Consider the following 17,163-nt stretch of genomic DNA (forward strand, 5'->3'; position numbering starts at 1 on the left):
TGCCTACTGCAGACCCGAGAACAAGGTCTCGCTCGGCTTCGTCGAAGGACTCAACAACAAGATCCGCGTCATCCAGCGCCGCGCCTACGGCCTGCGAGATGAGGAATACCTGCGCTTGAAGGTGCTCACCTGCATGCTGCCGGAGCTGTGAAAGTGCGCAAAAGTACCCACACGATTTCACGAAGACCCCAAACATTCACGGTTCATCCCCGCGTGCGCGGGGAACACTAACCCGTCCCCCCGGAGGTGACGCCGTGTCGCGGTTCATCCCCGCGTGCGCGGGGAACACTCCTTCGAGCCTGAATGTAAGATCGGGGCGCGCGGTTCATCCCCGCGTGCGCGGGGAACACTGTCGATCCCTCCTTCAAAGCAAGTCGCTGTCCGGTTCATCCCCGCGTGCGCGGGGAACACGAGGCCCAGCGCGCCCAGGACGAGCGCCGCGCCGGTTCATCCCCGCGTGCGCGGGGAACACAGAAGGCGCCGATGGTCCGCGCTGAAGGTGACCGGTTCATCCCCGCGTGCGCGGGGAACACGGTGATTGCGCTGCCACGTGTGATGTCATCGACGGTTCATCCCCGCGTGCGCGGGGAACACTGCGGCCTGCAGGGCCTTGTAGCCCCCGGTGCCGGTTCATCCCCGCGTGCGCGGGGAACACGCGCTCGTCCTCGCTGGCCAGCAGACGCTTGGCGGTTCATCCCCGCGTGCGCGGGGAACACGGCTTGGCGTAACAACCCTATCGCCCTAACTGGAGGTTCATCCCCGCGTGCGCGGGGAACACGTTGTCGGCGATGGCACGCTGCAATTCCACGACGGTTCATCCCCGCGTGCGCGGGGAACACGTATATCCATATCGCAATCACGCACTCATAACTGGTTCATCCCCGCGTGCGCGGGGAACACTTCATGGCCCGCGTCGTCTGGCGCGGGCTTCTCTGGTTCATCCCCGCGTGCGCGGGGAACACGCGGAGCCAACGATCAAGCGTCAGTGCGGAGTCGGTTCATCCCCGCGTGCGCGGGGAACACTGCCCGCACTGTCAGTCCGCGAACCTCGTTGGCGGTTCATCCCCGCGTGCGCGGGGAACACGTTGAACAACGCTGCGATCTGCTGGTCGAGGTCGGTTCATCCCCGCGTGCGCGGGGAACACGAGTTGACCGACATGGCCAGCGGGCTGCAGCAGGGTTCATCCCCGCGTGCGCGGGGAACACCTTATGTCATCACCGGGTCGGATCCGTCTGCCCGGTTCATCCCCGCGTGCGCGGGGAACACAAAACCCCTGCGTCGCTACGGCGAGCGGCGGACGGTTCATCCCCGCGTGCGCGGGGAACACGTCTCCCGACAGTTGAATACGTGGAGGCGCTACGGTTCATCCCCGCGTGCGCGGGGAACACATTTGATACACAGTAACTCCCGCTGCAAACACCGGTTCATCCCCGCGTGCGCGGGGAACACAAGGAGCCTGGGCCGAGGATGTAGCTGCCAGCCGGTTCATCCCCGCGTGCGCGGGGAACACGAGATACCAATGGTCATTGATGTTCGTGACAACGGTTCATCCCCGCGTGCGCGGGGAACACTACTTGCTGAAGCCGAAACCGACGCGGTCGGGCGGTTCATCCCCGCGTGCGCGGGGAACACGCGAACGGCAGAGCGCAGCACGGCGCGCACGACGGTTCATCCCCGCGTGCGCGGGGAACACGCACTCATGCTGAATCTCGTCGTGGCCTCTGCCGGTTCATCCCCGCGTGCGCGGGGAACACGTGACGGTCAGCTTCTTGCGCAGCGCCCCATCCGGTTCATCCCCGCGTGCGCGGGGAACACATCATCTGCATGTCCGCCGGCATCACCTGCGGAGGTTCATCCCCGCGTGCGCGGGGAACACGAGTTCACCGACGCAGGTAGCGGGCAGAAGGTCGGTTCATCCCCGCGTGCGCGGGGAACACGCGAACAGGGGCAGCTGCCCCGCATTGCGGGCCGGTTCATCCCCGCGTGCGCGGGGAACACAAGAGCGTGCAGGCGCTGACCGCCAGCTACACCGGTTCATCCCCGCGTGCGCGGGGAACACTAACGTGTCTTGGTTTCTCGTCCGCTCCAAGACGGTTCATCCCCGCGTGCGCGGGGAACACGCCGCGAGGGCGGTGGCCGCATCGCGCTCCTGCGGTTCATCCCCGCGTGCGCGGGGAACACGCGGTTGCACACAACGACGTGCTCGCAGCGGGCGGTTCATCCCCGCGTGCGCGGGGAACACTCGATGCCGGGCACGGCAACGGCATTCTCCCTCGGTTCATCCCCGCGTGCGCGGGGAACACGCCGGCTTTTATGAACCGGACTATTCCAAAGCCGGTTCATCCCCGCGTGCGCGGGGAACACCCCCCCTGCCCTCCGGACTGTGCCCTCACCGGCGGTTCATCCCCGCGTGCGCGGGGAACACCGCAGCGTCAGCGGCAAGCCGGCCACCTCGACCGGTTCATCCCCGCGTGCGCGGGGAACACGTCTTATTAGCAATCATCCTAGCGCGTGGAGGCGGTTCATCCCCGCGTGCGCGGGGAACACTCTTGACGTAGATGCCTGATCCTGAAAGGCACGTGTAAGCTCTGCAAATCTACCGCCGAAGTGCGCTCACGCCAACGCTTGCTTCGGCGGCTCGTGCTTTTTGTAAAAGAGCGGCTCTACGGACCGAAGGGTGTCGCAGCTTCGGCCAGAAACTCGACGAGTTTCACGCCATCGAAATCAACTGGCACACGCCGATTTCGTCCGACTGTCTCAAATTCGAATCCCGCCTCTTTGCCAGAATCTCGCCAAACGATGACCGCGTTTCCATCCTCTATTCCTTCGATAACTTGGCTCCAGAGGTACTCGCGTATCTTACGGTTGTACTCGCCTACATATACACCAGCTCGGATCTCAAGCAACCACACTGCCATGCGGCCGCGCAGTCGCGGCGGTGCGTTCTCCAGAACGACGATGATCATTGCCTATCCCGCCACCCGGTGACCCGGATCGCCAATGACCTCAGGGTTGGGAATCGCGGGGCCGACTTGCTCATCACAAGGTTTTGGTGGCTCCCTGCCACCGACTGCAAAAATGGCCTCTATGTCGGGAATGATGCGTTCGAGCAGATGGGTCCGCCGAAAGACATCGCGGCACTGGAGACGCACTTCCCGCTCTGGCTCGCGGATGTCCCTCGCCGCAACGCCGAAAGCCAGCGGAACCACCGTCTCGAACTTGTAGAGGTCGGCGATATCGTAAACAAACGACAGCGGCTTGCCCGTGTGAATAAAGCCGATGGCAGGGGCATACCCAGCGGCGAGCACGGCAGCCTCGGTCACGCCGTAGAGGCACGACGTCGCGGCAGACAAGCAGCGATTAGGTAGATCTCCAGCGTCCCAGGCCTCGACATCATAATTGCGCTGCTTCCATTGGACGCCGAATTGGCGCGCAAGCAGCTTATACATCTGCCGAACGCGCGCGCCTTCGATGCCGCGAAGCTGATCGATGCTACGCCGCGCCGGGGCATCTTCACCAAACCGCCGTCGATACATCTCGCGGACGACGTTCAGGCGCGCGTCGTCATCCAGCGCCAAGGCCGCCTGATACAGCAGCCGGTCTGCGCGCGCACCACCCGGCTGGCCCGCCGAGTACAAACGCACGCCGCCTTCGCCAATCCAGACCAGCAGCGTTCCGACCTGCGCAGCAAGGCGCACCGCCGCGTGTGAAATGCGCGTACCCACCTCCAGCATCAGACAGACGACACCGCCGATCGGAATGTGGGTTCGCACGCCGTTCTTGTCGACGACGACGAACGCCCCGTCCAGCACATCGAGATTCCCCTTCTCGACATAAAGCACCGACAGGCGCTCTTTGATCGGGATCGGCTTGAGTGCGGGAAGCATCAGTCCGCTCTGATGGCGCGCACCGCTAGGCGCCACGCGGACCCGCATAGGTCGTGATCGTTACTCACCATGTCTCCAGATACGATGAGCCATCATCAAATAGCAGGAGCAATCGACAACAGGCCAAGCCCCATGACTTTGCCGTGACCGATGCCCATTTTCAGAGCTGCTTTAAACTTCGCGGCATCACTAACGGCGAGTCGCCCTTCAAACAGAACCGAGTAGACGCTGATGGTATTACCATTGTGCTGCTTCCCACTCAGAATACCGGTCTGAGATACGCGGACATCAGGGCGAGCATATCGCGGCGAGCCGCTTAGGCAATCAAAATAGTCTTGGGAGTCCTGCGGCGGCAGTACAAAACCATGTTGCTCGCCCTTGCGCGCGAGCCAAGCAAGCTGAGCGTCGGGGTGGACCAGGCCTGTGCGTCTTCTCTGCACCGCCTTGCACGGATTGGCACGCAGTCGAAAGCGGAATATATGCCCAACAGACAGCCGGTCGAGTGCTAACCTCTGCTCTAGATCGATACCAGGTTCGGCTCGATCGAGCCAATCGGATGGGGCGACGCGCGTCCAATCCGGACTCGCGGACGACTGGATCAACAAACGGGGCCGACCGTGTTCATCGGTCTCAGGTTCCAATCGCCATAACAATGCGCCACCCGAAGGGCACGGCATGTCGTGCGGGAAGAACGCGCGGCATAGCGTGGCGTGCATCTGGTAAGGATCGGCGAGATCGCGGCGCGCTTCCTTGCAGCGTGGGTTGAGGTGAATCCTATGCAGGTACATGCGGCGCTCCCCGTAATAGGTCGATCCGTTCGGAACGCACGAAACGCGCTCCAAAACGCCGCTCGGCGAACGAGGACAAAGGTTGATCCATGCGCAGTGCGCCGCTGCCATCGGAAGACTCCAGCGACACCAGCAGGCGTTCGGGGGCGACCTCAAGACGACCGGGCGCTACTAGCCAGGGCTGAGCCGCGAGCGTCTCCAGCAAGGTTGTGTCCTTGACCCCATCCTCCAGCCAGACGGGTTCGGACGGCACATAGGATTTACGCCCCAGCGCCAGCGGCCAGGCCGGGTTTTGCAAAGCGGCGTGCGCGCGTTCGAGCAGGGCGCGGTCTTTGCCTTCCAGCCCGACCAGGAACACTGCATCGGCAAGGTAATCGCGCGTGGTGACGGCGGTTTCGTGGATTTTCGAGCGGTCGGCGGAAATGATGTTCTGCGCGGTTTGGAAGTCGCGTTTCAACACCCCGGGCCGGTCATGGCGTACACCCATCGTCAGCTTCGTCAGCGGTTCGAGGTCATTCCAATTTTCGCGGTCTATCCCCAGCGCGGCAGCCAGCAGCCCGATCACGCCGGACTTGCTCGGCTCCTTGCCAGTGTCGCGTTGGTCGAAGCGGCTGGTCGTGCCCCAGGACTGCATTGGCCCCGCCAGTCGTAAAAGTAGCGTGGGCATGGTCTTACCCCTGCACGGCGTTAAGTGCCGCATCCAGCACCTTTTCCAACGAGCCTTCCTCCGTGCCGAAGCCGCTCAACTCGGCACGGGCGAGATTGAGCACATAGGTCTGGCACTTGCGCGGGTAAGCCGTCTCCAGTTCGCCGCCCTTTTTGGCCAAGGCCTCGGCCGATTTGCGGGTGAGTGATTCGCCGGGTTTGGCGCGGATCGCCGTCTCGAACGCATTGGCGAGGTTGCGCGGCGCGGCGTCATGGCACACCGTCACCGCGACGAACTCCGGCGGGTTATGCGCGGCGAAGCTGTTCTGCTTGCCGGTCGGCTCGGCCATGACGAACCCTTCGAGGAAAGTTCGCAGCCCCTTGGCAGCGAGGTCAATGTCGCCTTGCAGGTTGTCGACGAGCTTGGCCCAATCGACCACGGCGTAGCGGTAGTAACACGCCGAATTGAATTCCACCGTGCCCATCATGTCGGCGCCGGCGGTGTCTTCCGGTTTCAGGTCGTCGACTGCCGTGTAGAAGTCGAATTCACGCTCGACCGCGTGGGTGGAAATCGCGTGCGCGACCTGGCAGGCGGCGTGCTGGTTTTTCTCGGGCATGTCGGCGAGCATGCGGCCGAATAGCGCAAGATCCACGGCTTTCCCGCCATTGAAAATCGATTCGAGCTTGTCCTTGAGTGCTTTGGGGGCGGCGCTGGCTGCATCCTTTTTGGACTTCTTGCCTTTTTTCTTGCCGGCGTCGCCCGTGTCGTCTTCGGGTTCCTCTGCGGCGATGATCTCGTCCCAGTGTTCGTGGATCGCATCGGCCAGCGCAGTAATTTCACGGCGACCGAGGAACAGCAGATACTGCGTCTTGCCGCCCTCCGCGGCTTTGAGCTTGACGTAGGACAGCGCGATCTCGGCTTTCGACAGCGTTTCCGCCGGGTCGCGCTTGCCAGCCAGCGCATCGACGATGGCCTGATAAACGCGTTTGGTGCGCACCGCCAGTTCATCCGCACTGAAAATTCCTTCGCGCACTTTCTCGTCGAAGAATTGCCGGACCACGCGCTTGCCGCACTGGCTGGACACGCGCGCCCGGCGCATGCCGCCGAAGAACGCGTCCTTGGGCGCGCCGGTGTCGTCGCGGTTGAGGTTGGAAGGCGCGAAGTTTTGCAGGACGTGAATCTCGATCAGGGTTTTCATGCGGCGGTCTCCATTTCGGTGTCGGGTTCGGCCTGGGAAGCAGGGCTGAGCGTGCGATAAAAATCGCGCGCCCAGGCGTTCTGGATGCGCTTGTCGTTGCGATGCCAGTCGAGTAGGTCAGACAACAGTCGCTCGAAGTCGATGGGCTGCTCGTTCAGCAGCGCAGTCATCTGGCGCAGTCGGTGCGGGAGTTGATCCTTGTCGGCATCAAGTAGTGTGATAAATCGCCTCTCCGTGCTGGTGGGTTTGCTGCGTTCCTTTGCACTCAGCTTGTCTCTGCGCTCTTTGTCATGCAGTCCCACGGCAACTGCGAGTTTGATCCTTGTCTGTGGCTGACCTTCGCGCCAATGCGCCGCCCACAGCGCAGCGACGAGGTAATGCACCTCGCGCCGCCAGCCTTCCTGCTCGCCTTTCAAAAATGGCTCGACGTATTGAAAAGCCGGAATGTGCTGACCAGGGTCGAACGCGAGACTGCGGCGCAACACGGCCCGCGCCTTGTTGTCCGACTGGTTCAGTTGTTCCAGCCACGCGATGAGTCCACTCATGGGGTTTCCTCCTGCGGGTTGAGATGGCATTCGTATTTCTGGATTTCGTCGTCCAGCACTCGAAGCTGCTTGTTGATCGCCCCTTCGGCGCGAACCAGCGCCCGGATCGCCCAGGCGTCGCCGGTCGAGACACTGGCGGCGTGTTGCGCCCAAACCTCGCGCAACGCGGATCTCACGGTTTTCAGCCAGTCGAGGCGGATGACGTCGGGGTCGTGTTCCAGCGTGTAGCTGCGCAGAGTGTCGTGGAAGGCGGCTTCGAGGCGCGACCAGTAAGACGGTGTCGCAGGGAGTTGCTCGACGAATTTGCTGACATCCTTGGGGTCGGGTTCGCGCTCACCCCGGCTCAGTAGATCGCGCGCAAAATTCTTGCACGCTTGCCACAGGGCTTTCTGGGTGCCTTTGGCGTCACTGAGAAGCTGGCGGATTTCCGTGCGGATCGCGCGGTCGCCGAGTAAGGCTTGCGGTAGGGCAAAGCGCTCCATGCGCCAGTATTCGATCTTGGCCTTGTCGTTGGCCTGCCCCAGTACCATGACAGACTGCGGAAAGCGCTCACGCGTAAAACGCGTCAACGCAGCAGCGTGTTCGATGACTGCAGGTGCAAGGTGCGCATCGTCTGGCAGCAGGGAATCGAAATCACGCCACAGGCCGCGTTCTTTGAACTGGATCGGCAGGCGCCCCTTTTTGTCGTCGATGCGGTAAGCCAGCATCGGATCTTGCAGGCCATCCGATGTGTGTTCGATCCCGGAGGCGAAGGCCAGCGCATCCACGTTGCCGGCCTCGTCGCTGCGCAGTCGGATTGAACGGGTTCGCCAGGTGTAACGATCGGCATGGCCACTGATGGCACACTCGATGCCCTCTCTGAGGCGCTCGACCGATTCGGGCTCGCGCTCCCAGACCGGCAAATCCTGCTCAAGCACCGCGCGGTTTTGCGGGACGAGGCTCAAGAGCAGCGTGTCTTCCAGAGCCTGCCCGATAGGTAGAACCATCGCTGCCGTCGCCGATGGAGCACTTTTGGTGTACTTGAAATCACTGTTGCCGCCACCCAATGCAAACGTTTGGATTGCCAGCAGCCAGCGCGCGGCGGCCGCAGGCGGGACGGCGCCTGCGGCGGTGATGTCGATGTGGTCGAACAGCACCTTGGCGTTGTCGGCATTGTGTTCGGCTGCCAGTGCCGTCCACGCGCGCCAGGTCTTGGGCTCGAAATCAGGGATCTGGAAAAAAGGGAACTGCTCGTCGAACAGCCAGAACCGATTCCGCCACCTTTCCAGATACGCGCCGATCTTGTCCGCAGGCAGCCCGGCCTTGAACCAGCTCTTGGCCTGATCGATGTCGGTCGGCCCTTCCAGCGCGCGGTACAGCACGGCGAGCAGAAAACGGTGCAGGCTCGCCACGACCAGCGGCGACGGGTCTTCGATGACGGCGATGTCATTCGCCCGCAGCAGGGTCTCTTTGACCCCGAGTTCCGCCCGCGTGCCATCGGGAAAGCGCACGGGAATCCAGGGTTCGTCGATCAGGTTGAAGCGGCTCATTGGGCCTCCTTGTCGTGGTAAATCAGCCCCAGTTCGTTCGAGAGTTGCACGCTGGGGTCGGCGATCCAGCGCGATTCGGCGTCGAGCAGCAGCGGATAGCAGTTTCGTAACAGCGGGCTCTTCTTCCAGCCTTCCGGCACACCCTCGCCTTGCAGCGGCTTCACGATGCTTTTGCGTGACACGCTCATCGCGCGCAGGAACCAGGCTTTGGCCTGGGTAACATCAGGGGTAATGGCCGGATCGAAGGCGTCACGCTCGCAGATCGGAATCACGACGGCGGACTCGTCGCCGAGGCGGGTCTTGGCCTTCAGGCTGGCGTGGACGCCGGGTTCGTCGTCGTCGTAGAGGGTGAAGCTGGCGCTGGTCTTCCAGGAGCCGTCGTCGGGCAGACCGATGATGGCCTGGTTGGCCACGCCGACGTGGGCGTAGCGGTCGCCAAGCGCTTTTTGCATGGCGCGTTCCAGACGCGCTTGCAGCGATTCGGTCACATCCACTTCTTCTTCGTAAACTTTGGCGACCAGCGTGTCGATTTCGTCCGGCAAGTGCAGCTCGGGCTTGTCGCACAACAGGCTACGGGTGCGTAGCAGGATGTCTTCGCGGTACACCGCACTCCACCACAAGGGTTTGCCGAACTCGGGCGGCGAGTCCTCGGCCAGCCCGGCAATGATGAGTTCCGGCTTGGCTAATGGGCGCGTTTCACGCGAATGACGCCAGAGGCGGCCTGCGCGCTGGAGCAACAAGTCGATGGGCGCGAGGTCGGTGACGATGAGGTCGAAGTCGAGATCGAGGCTTTGCTCGGCGACCTGGGTGGCGATGACGAGTTTTCTTCCGCTGCGCACACAGGGTTCGTCTTTGCCGGGCGGGCCGAATACCTTGAGCACGGCATCTTCCCGGCGCTGGCGCTGGTCGGCGGGAAAGCGGGCGTGAAAAAGATAGACCTCGGTGCCATCGAGGAGGCGTTTGCCGACGGGCTCGCCCGCGACTAAGAGCGGTTCGCCGTCGCCGTAATCGCGATACAACTGCTGGGCACGCTGCACGGTGTTGGTGAGCGCGAGCGCGTAGCCGCCTGAGGCGAGTCTCTCGTCGAGCGCGGTCTTGATGGCGGGCAGGTCGGCAGTGACGGGGGCAATGGTCAGACTCAGGCGCCGTGCCGGGTCGGCGTCGAATGCGATCTGCCACACCGCTTGCCCGTTCTGGTAGACGGAGAGGCGCGGATAGGTCGCTTCCTGCTCAGGCGGTTGCGCACCGGTGAGTTCGGCCAGCTGGCGGCGAATTTGCGGTGGCAGCGTCGCCGAGAGCAATACGACGGACGAGCCCAGTGCCAGCAACCAGCGCAGGAGATGCAGCAGCAGCGTGCCGGTGTAGGCGTCGTAAGCGTGGATTTCGTCGAATACGACAACGCGGTTGGCCAACCCCCACAGCCGCACGAACTGGTGCCGCACCGGGAGGATGGTGAGCAGCGCCTGATCGATGGTGCCGACACCGTATTCCGAAAGCAGTGCGCGCTTTTTGTGGGTGAACCATTCACCTGCACGGACTTCGCCGCCGGCGGTGGCGTCGAAAATGCCGCCGGGTTTGAGGTGCTGGTAGGTGTCGTTCAACAGCGCGCCGCCATGGAGGAGTTGCAGATCGAGCGGCCTTTCGCACTGCTGGCGACGCAGGAATTTCAGCACGCGCTCGAACATCGCATTGCCCGTAGCCTTGGTCGGCAGCGCGACATACAGGCCACGATGGCCCAGCTCTCGCTGCAATTCCAGATACGCGTAGAGCGCGGCTTCGGTCTTGCCCTCGCCCATCGGTGCTTCGACGAGCAGGATGGCAGGCTGGTCAATCGAGCTGAGCGCGTCGACCACGGCTTGCTGCAAGGGGCGTGGGGCGAAGCCGAAGACGGCGTCGAACGTCTGATGCGCGGTGGACAGCGGCAAACGCGGTAGCCAGCCGGCTTGGTTCAAGGCAGCTTCGGCATTGTGTTGGCGTCGTTTCTCAAACCAGCCATGCAGGTCGGCGCACGCATCGGGCGCACCAAACGGGAAATACTGCTCGTTGGAGCCGATCCAGTCAGCGAAGCTGGTCAGCCCCGCAAGCATCATGAAATCCGGGCCGGTGAGCGTGGGCTTGGTGGGCGCTTCGGTCGGCGCGAAGACACCGGTCAGGGCTTCGAAAATGGCGCGCCGGGCAGCGTGCCATTCGGGTTTGCCGAGCGCACGGCGATTGCCCTCAAGATTTGTGATCGTGTTGGGGCTCGCTCGCTCGCCGTGATGACAGCCCACCGCATCCGCCGCCAAGTCCGCCGCGTCTTCCGGCCATCCGAGTTCGGTCAACAGAGATCGCAGCTCGACCTGACTGACAAACGCGTGATTGACCGACGTGTCCGGATTCGCGCCCGCATCCAGACCGGAAAGGTTTTGCCATTTGCACTGAAAGCCAGGGCAAGCCTTTCCGAGATCGTGGCAGGCGACCAATAGCAGCAACCATGGTCGGGCACGTTCCCAGTTCATACCCAGCACCGCCGCGAGCTGGTCGCGTGTGCGCTGCGGTTCGCGTGCAAGAATCGCGTCGGCGGAGGCGGCAACGTCCAGAACATGCAGGGCGAGAGGGTGCCAGCGCTCATCCTCCTGCATACTCGTCTTGGCCCAGATCCGATGGCAACGATCCGTCATTCCGATCATGTCACCAAGCTCGGTTTGCCGGCTGTTCGGACAAAAGGCATCGACGCAATCATCGAGTCACTTCTCCCCAAGCGCTCGTTCCCTGTTGTCTGCCCTTACAACCAGCACCGATGGGCGTCGTGCGTCAACCGTAGCGCACGCGGCGGTCAGCGCGCCAGCGCCAGCACAAACTCGGGCACCCAGCCACGCCAAGGCTTGTTGCGGATTTCCGCCTGCTCGGGCAGCAGGCGCACGTTCATCGCCGACGGCTGCTTGCGCAACGCGGGCGGCAGGCTGTCGACGGGAATGCGGACGTTGAGGTACTTGCGGTCGGCGGTGAGCTGGACGGCGAACGGCAGGGTGTCGGCGGTCATGGCGGGCTCCGGTTCGGGTGGGCGATGCGCCATTGTGAGTGGCCAAAGGCTCAGAACCTGAGCCTGGCCCGAAAACCGCCCGTGGACCGCTACGGCGCGCGGTAGCGCGCCGCGGCCTGTTCGAGGCGCCTGGCGACGGCGATGCGCAGTCCGGCCGGGGCGATGACTTCGACGTCCGGCCCGTAACGCAGGATGTCGAGGATCAGTTCTTCATCGCGGTGATACGGGACGGACAGTTCGTAGCTGCCATCGGCGAGCCACACGCCCTGCTGGTTCGGGTGCCACTGCTCGGCGGCGATCCAGCGTGCGCGCTCGGGCGTGAAACGCAGCATCGCGGTGGCCGTCGGCGTCCCGGAGAAGATGCCGTAGGAACCGCCGAGTTCCAGATTGAGCCGGGCATCGTCGATGTCCTGCGCTGCATCGTCGAGCAGGTCCGCACCCCGCACGCAGTCGAGCGCGAAGGTGCGCAGACCGGCGGACTTGTGACACCAGGCGTCGAGATACCAGTTGTCGCGGTAGTGCGTCAGGCGTTGCGGCGAGACTACACGCTCGCTGACCTGCCCGGTGCCGCGCGACTCGTATTCCAGATGCAGGCGCTTGCGCTGCAAGACCGCGGCGGCGACGGTGGCGAAGTGCTGGCCCGGCGGCCGCGCGGCGGCGCGCAGCAGGCGCAGCCGGCCGGCGTTGTCGGCGGACAGGCCCTGGGACTTGAGGATCTGGTCGATACGCGTCCGCATCGGCGCCAGCGCTTCGTCGAGCAGGCCCGGCTGGAAGGTGGCGAGCAGCTGCTGCAGCGTCAGCAGACCCTGCAGTTCCTCGGCACTGAACCAGAAGCCGGGCAGCTCGTAGGCAGCGTCGGTGTAGCGGTAACCACGCGGCTCGCGCGAGGTCTCCAGCGGCGCGCCGAGCACGTCGCGCAGGTAGGCGATCACACGCTTGGTGGTCGCGCGCGAACATTCCAGCTCGGCCTGGATGCGCTCGAAAGGCACCGGGTAGCGGTGACTCTTGAGCATGCGGTGCAGGCGATAGACGTGCTCGAAGGATTTCACGGTGCAAGCGTAGCGCAAAAAATCGGGGCGCCCGGAGGCGCCCCGACGTACCACGCACTGCTCGCCGTGCGGACCGGGTCCGCGGAGGGTCCCGGTCCGGTCGGGGGACGATCTTCAGAAATCGCCCATGCCGCCGCCGGCCGGCATCGCCGGGGCCTCTTCCTTCTTCGGCAGCTCGGCGACCATCGCCTCGGTGGTCAGCAGCAGCCCGGCGACCGAAGCCGCGTTCTGCAGCGCCAGGCGCGTGACCTTGGCCGGATCGATGATGCCGGCGTCGATCATGTCCACGAACTCGCCGGTGCCGGCGTTGTAGCCCGTGGCGCTCTTGGCTTCCTTGACCTTGTTGAGGATGACCGACGGCTCCTCGCCGGCGTTCTTGACGATCTGGCGCAGCGGCTCCTCGATGGCGCGCTTGAGGATGTTGACGCCGACCTGCTGGTCGTCGGTGGGCGCCTTGAGCGACTCGAGGACCTTCTGCGCGCGGATCAGAGCAGTGCCGCCACCGGCGACGATGCCTTCCTCGACGGCCGCGCGGGTCGCGTGCAGGGCGTCCTCGACGCGCGCCTTCTTCTCCTTCATCGCGACTTCCGTCGCGGCGCCGACCTTGATCACGGCGACGCCGCCGGAGAGCTTGGCCAGACGCTCCTGCAGCTTCTCCTTGTCGTAGTCGCTGGTCGCGGCCTCGACCTGCGCCTTGATCTCGGCGATGCGCGCCTTGATCTTGTCGGCCTTGCCGGCGCCGTCGATGATCGTCGTGTTCTCCTTGTCGATCTGCACCTTCTTGGCGGTGCCGAGATCGTTGACGGAGACCTTCTCCAGCGACAGGCCCAGCTCCTCGGAGATGACCATGCCGCCGGTCAGGATCGCGATGTCCTTGAGCATTTCCTTGCGGCGGTCACCGAAGCCCGGCGCCTTGACGGCGGCGACCTTGAGGATGCCGCGCAGGTTGTTGACGACCAGGGTCGCCAGCGCCTCGCCCTCGACGTCCTCAGCGATGATCAGCAGCGGCTTGCCCTGCTTGGCCACGCCTTCGAGCACCGGCAGCATCTCGCGGATGTTGGAGATCTTCTTCTCGGTGATCAGGATCAGCGGGTTCTCCAGCTCGCACTGCTGCGACTGGGCGTTGTTGATGAAGTACGGCGACAGGTAGCCGCGGTCGAACTGCATGCCCTCGACGACGTCGAGCTCGTCGGCCAGGCCCGAACCGTCCTCGACGGTGATCACGCCTTCCTTGCCGACCTTGTCCATCGCCTCGGCGATGCGCTCGCCGATCGACTCGTCGTTGTTGGCCGACACGGTGCCGACCTGGGCGATCGCCTTGCGGTCCTTGCACGGCTTGGACATCTTCTTGAGCTCGGCGACGACGGCCTCGACGGCCTTGTCGATGCCGCGCTTGATCTCCATCGGGTCGATGCCGGCGGTGACCGACTTCAGACCCTCGTTGACGATCGCCTGCGCCAGCACGGTCGCGGTGGTGGTGCCGTCACCGGCTTCGTCGGAGGTCTTGGACGCGACTTCCTTGACCAGCTGCGCGCCCATGTTCTCGAACTTGTCCTTGAGCTCGATCTCCTTGGCGACCGAGACGCCGTCCTTGGTCACCGTCGGGGCGCCGAAGGACTTCTCCAGCACGACATTGCGGCCCTTGGGGCCGAGCGTGACCTTGACCGCGTTGGCCAGGATGTTGACGCCAGCCACCATGCGGCTGCGCGCGTCGTCACCGAACTTCACTTCTTTGGCTGCCATCTTTGATTCCTCAGATTTTTGATCCGTCACTCCCGCACACGCGGGAATCCAGGGTTGCTTGATAAGGAGGGAGCCAGGCCGGATCCCCGCCTGCGCGGGGACGACCTGCGCTCCGCGCAGGTCACTTCTTGGTGAAGACGGCCATGATGTCGTCCTCGCGCATCACGAGGAGTTCTTCGCCATCGACCTTGACCTCGGAACCCGAGTACTTGCCGAACAGGACGATGTCGCCCTTCTTGACGTCCATGGGGACGAGCTTGCCGTCCTCGGTCTTCTTGCCGGGGCCCACCGCGAGCACTTCACCCCGGACCGGCTTCTCGGCCGCGTTGTCCGGGATGATGATGCCGCCGGCCGACTTCTTCTCTTCCTCCAGACGCTTGACGATCACGCGATCGTGCAGGGGGCGCAGATTCATGTGTAAATCTCCCGATGGTTCAATGACTTGAATGTGCCACCGCAAGCGCGACGGCCGCTGGCGCGGCCGCGTTGTTAGCACTCGCAATGAAAGGCTGCTAATTGTTGGGGACGGCCCGTCAGGTTTCAAGACCCGGAGCGCTTGTTTTGAAAGTCGGCGCCAGGGATGGCGCCGGCTTGTCCAGGACGGACACGCGCGCAAAAAAAGGCGGCCCGCAGGCCGCCACCCCCTAGCTCCCCAACCCCTTGGTCGGTGTCCCGGCACGCCGGCCGGGATGCAAGCCTTGCATTATCCGCAGGCCACCGACTTGAGCCGATAGTAAAAACCGCTTAAAAGGGTCCGATGAACCGCGGCACGTCCTCGATCGCCCAGAACGACAGCATCGATCCGGCGGACCGCGTCATCTCCCGCCTCTACCGCTCGGCCCTGTCGGTGTCGGCCGAGGACTTCCGCGCCTGGGCGCTGCGCCAGCTGCAAACCGTGGTGCCCTTCGATGCGGCGCTGTGGGGCAGCGGCGGCGTGACGCAGTGGAAGTTCCATACCGTGACCGTCACCGACCTGCCGCCGGAGTTCCCGCAGATCCTCGAATCGACCACGCGGATCAATCCGATCATCCCGCGCATCCTGCAGAACCTCGACACGCCGGTGGACATGGCCAGCGTGATGTCCGACGACGAGTTCTTCGAGTCGGAGATCTACCAGCGCGCCTTCGCGCCCTACGGCATCCACCGGATCCTCTCCACCGGCCATCTGGATCACCGCTCCGGCCTGTACTCACTGGTCACGCTGTACCGCAAGAACCGCGAGCACCGCTTCACCGAGGCCGAACGTGCCTACCAGAAGCGCTTCACGTTCCATCTGTTCAACGCCGCCTCGCACGCCTTCTTCCTGCATCTGGCGAAGACGCATGCGGCACGGCCGACCGGCGCCGGCGCGGCGGTGGTCGATTCGGCCGGCGCGTTCCACGAGGCCACGGTGCGTTTCCTCGACATACTCGACGAACGCTTCCCCAACCGCGACCCGAACGAACTGCCGATCCCGATTCCGGAGCCGGACCAGACGATCGGTTTCCAGGATCTGATGGTGCGCTGCGAGCCGCTGGGCGATCTGTCGCTGCTGACGATCTGGCCGGCCGGACCGCTCGACCGCCTGACGCTGCGCGAGCGCGAGATCGTCACCTGCGTCGCCCAGGGTCTGTCCTTCAAGCAGGTCGCCAAGAAGATCGGCGTGGCGCCTTCGACGGTGGCCAATCACCTGTACCGCGTCTATCGCAAACTCGGCGTCTATAGCCGCACCGAACTCGCCGCGCTGGTGTATCCGCAGACGCAGGGATGACCGCGGCGCCACCACCGGCCGGCCGCTGGCGCGCACTGTGGGACCGCTGGCGGCATGCGATCGCCGCACTCAGCTTCCTCGGCGGCATCGCCAGTTTCGCGCTGATCAGCCGGCAGGAGCGCGTCGCGCAGGCGCTGGTGATCCTCCTGCCGCTGTCCTGGCTGCTGGCCGCCTGCGAGCCGGCACTGCTGCGCCTCGCGGACGAGCGGCCACGCTGGCGGCCGCCGCCCTGGCTGCTCGGTTACGCCGCGCAGGCCCTGCACCAGGAATCTCTGTTCTTCACACTGCCATTCTTCTTCGCGACCACGGCCTGGGCCTCGCCGCACCTGCTGTTCACCGCGACGATGACGCTGCTGGCGCTGATGACCATCACCGACCCGCTCTACTACCGTCACGTGCTGCCGCGCCGTGCCGCCGTGTGGGGCCTGCACGCCGTCTCGGGCTTTGTCACCGCGCTGACCGCCGCACCGATGCTCTGGCACCTGACCACCGCGCAAAGTCTCGGGCTCGCGCTGGCCTGCCTGGGCATCGTCAGCGTCCCGGCCTGGCATGCGCTGCTGGCAAGAGCCCCGCTGCGACTGCCCCTCGCCGTGCTGCTCGCACTCGCGCTGGCCGGACTCGGTTGGCAGCTCCGCACGATGATTCCGCCGGCGACGCTGTGGGTCGCCGACATGCGCATGACGGCCTCGGTGGATCCGGCCGCGCGATCGGCCGGACCGGCGATCCGCGACATCGCTGCGGAGGATCTCCGCCGCCACGGCCTCTATGCCTGGACCAGCATCCGGGTGCCGCGCGGCCTGCGTGAGCGCGTCGAACATCATTGGCGGCTGGATGGCCGGACCATCGACGTCGTGACGCTGGACGTCAGCGGCGGACGCGAGGCCGGCTACCGCGCCTGGTCACGCAAGACCGTCTTTCCGGCCGATCCGCGTGGTCGCTGGGAAGTGCGGGTGGTCACGCACAGCGGCCAGCTGCTCGGACTGGCGCGGTTCACCGTGCACTGAC

At 64.4% G+C, this 17,163-nt stretch carries 15 protein-coding genes and 1 CRISPR repeat array; of the genes, 3 read left to right on the plus strand and 12 right to left on the minus strand.

The window, feature by feature from the left end; genetic code table 11:
* The coding region (locus AAG565_RS11530; protein ID WP_348819797.1) for a transposase at positions 1–151 on the plus strand (151 nt) is incomplete at its 5' end.
* Positions 152–199: 48 nt separating this feature from the next.
* Positions 200–2,548: a CRISPR direct-repeat array (repeat unit 29 nt; unit sequence CGGTTCATCCCCGCGTGCGCGGGGAACAC).
* A 116-nt stretch (positions 2,549–2,664) separates the two neighbouring features.
* Here AAG565_RS11530 and cas2e read toward each other — a convergent pair.
* The 12 genes from cas2e to groES all read right to left on the minus strand — a co-directional run bounded on the left by cas2e (position 2,665) and on the right by groES (position 14,823).
* On the minus strand, positions 2,665–2,967 hold the full coding sequence (cas2e, locus tag AAG565_RS11535) for a type I-E CRISPR-associated endoribonuclease Cas2e (protein WP_348819743.1): 303 nt from the start codon (positions 2,965–2,967) through the stop codon (positions 2,665–2,667).
* Between the two features lie 3 nt (positions 2,968–2,970).
* Positions 2,971–3,888: a type I-E CRISPR-associated endonuclease Cas1e gene (gene cas1e / locus AAG565_RS11540; protein ID WP_348819744.1), complete on the minus strand. Its 918-nt coding sequence runs from the start codon at positions 3,886–3,888 to the stop codon at positions 2,971–2,973.
* Between the two features lie 95 nt (positions 3,889–3,983).
* Complete coding sequence (cas6e, locus tag AAG565_RS11545) at positions 3,984–4,676, minus strand: type I-E CRISPR-associated protein Cas6/Cse3/CasE (protein WP_348819745.1); 693 nt, start codon at positions 4,674–4,676, stop codon at positions 3,984–3,986.
* Positions 4,663–5,343 (minus strand): type I-E CRISPR-associated protein Cas5/CasD, encoded by a 681-nt coding sequence (cas5e, locus tag AAG565_RS11550; protein ID WP_348819746.1) that lies wholly within the window; start codon positions 5,341–5,343, stop codon positions 4,663–4,665. Before cas5e ends, cas6e begins: the two co-directional genes overlap by 14 nt.
* Before the next feature lie 4 nt (positions 5,344–5,347).
* Complete coding sequence (gene cas7e / locus AAG565_RS11555; protein ID WP_348819747.1) at positions 5,348–6,520, minus strand: type I-E CRISPR-associated protein Cas7/Cse4/CasC; 1,173 nt, start codon at positions 6,518–6,520, stop codon at positions 5,348–5,350.
* Positions 6,517–7,065: a type I-E CRISPR-associated protein Cse2/CasB gene (gene casB / locus AAG565_RS11560; protein ID WP_348819748.1), complete on the minus strand. Its 549-nt coding sequence runs from the start codon at positions 7,063–7,065 to the stop codon at positions 6,517–6,519. The genes cas7e and casB overlap by 4 nt, the downstream gene beginning before the upstream one ends.
* Positions 7,062–8,594 carry a type I-E CRISPR-associated protein Cse1/CasA gene (gene casA, locus AAG565_RS11565; protein ID WP_348819749.1) on the minus strand — a complete coding sequence of 511 codons (1,533 nt, stop codon included), beginning with the start codon at positions 8,592–8,594 and terminating at the stop codon, positions 7,062–7,064. Before casA ends, casB begins: the two co-directional genes overlap by 4 nt.
* Positions 8,591–11,263, minus strand: a complete 2,673-nt coding sequence (cas3, locus tag AAG565_RS11570) for a CRISPR-associated helicase Cas3' (protein ID WP_348819750.1) — start codon at positions 11,261–11,263, stop codon at positions 8,591–8,593. Before cas3 ends, casA begins: the two co-directional genes overlap by 4 nt.
* Before the next feature lie 146 nt (positions 11,264–11,409).
* Positions 11,410–11,616 (minus strand): hypothetical protein, encoded by a 207-nt coding sequence (locus tag AAG565_RS11575; RefSeq protein ID WP_348819751.1) that lies wholly within the window; start codon positions 11,614–11,616, stop codon positions 11,410–11,412.
* Between the two features lie 89 nt (positions 11,617–11,705).
* Positions 11,706–12,665 carry a transcriptional regulator gene (locus AAG565_RS11580; RefSeq protein ID WP_348819752.1) on the minus strand — a complete coding sequence of 320 codons (960 nt, stop codon included), beginning with the start codon at positions 12,663–12,665 and terminating at the stop codon, positions 11,706–11,708.
* 114 nt (positions 12,666–12,779) lie between these two features.
* On the minus strand, positions 12,780–14,408 hold the full coding sequence (gene groL, locus AAG565_RS11585; RefSeq protein ID WP_348819753.1) for a chaperonin GroEL: 1,629 nt from the start codon (positions 14,406–14,408) through the stop codon (positions 12,780–12,782).
* A gap of 121 nt (positions 14,409–14,529) precedes the next feature.
* Positions 14,530–14,823 (minus strand): co-chaperone GroES, encoded by a 294-nt coding sequence (groES, locus tag AAG565_RS11590; RefSeq protein WP_348819754.1) that lies wholly within the window; start codon positions 14,821–14,823, stop codon positions 14,530–14,532.
* Positions 14,824–15,165: 342 nt separating this feature from the next.
* Between groES and AAG565_RS11595 the strand changes: the two genes are divergently transcribed.
* The gene (locus tag AAG565_RS11595) at positions 15,166–16,158 is read left to right on the plus strand and encodes a helix-turn-helix transcriptional regulator (RefSeq protein WP_348819755.1); all 993 of its coding nucleotides are present in this window, start codon (positions 15,166–15,168) and stop codon (positions 16,156–16,158) included.
* On the plus strand, positions 16,155–17,162 hold the full coding sequence (locus tag AAG565_RS11600; RefSeq protein WP_348819756.1) for a DUF5924 family protein: 1,008 nt from the start codon (positions 16,155–16,157) through the stop codon (positions 17,160–17,162). The genes AAG565_RS11595 and AAG565_RS11600 overlap by 4 nt, the downstream gene beginning before the upstream one ends.
* Position 17,163 lies beyond the last annotated feature (1 nt).

It is taken from the genome of Fontimonas sp. SYSU GA230001 (assembly GCF_040066175.1).
Taxonomy (GTDB): domain Bacteria; phylum Pseudomonadota; class Gammaproteobacteria; order Nevskiales; family Nevskiaceae; genus Solimonas.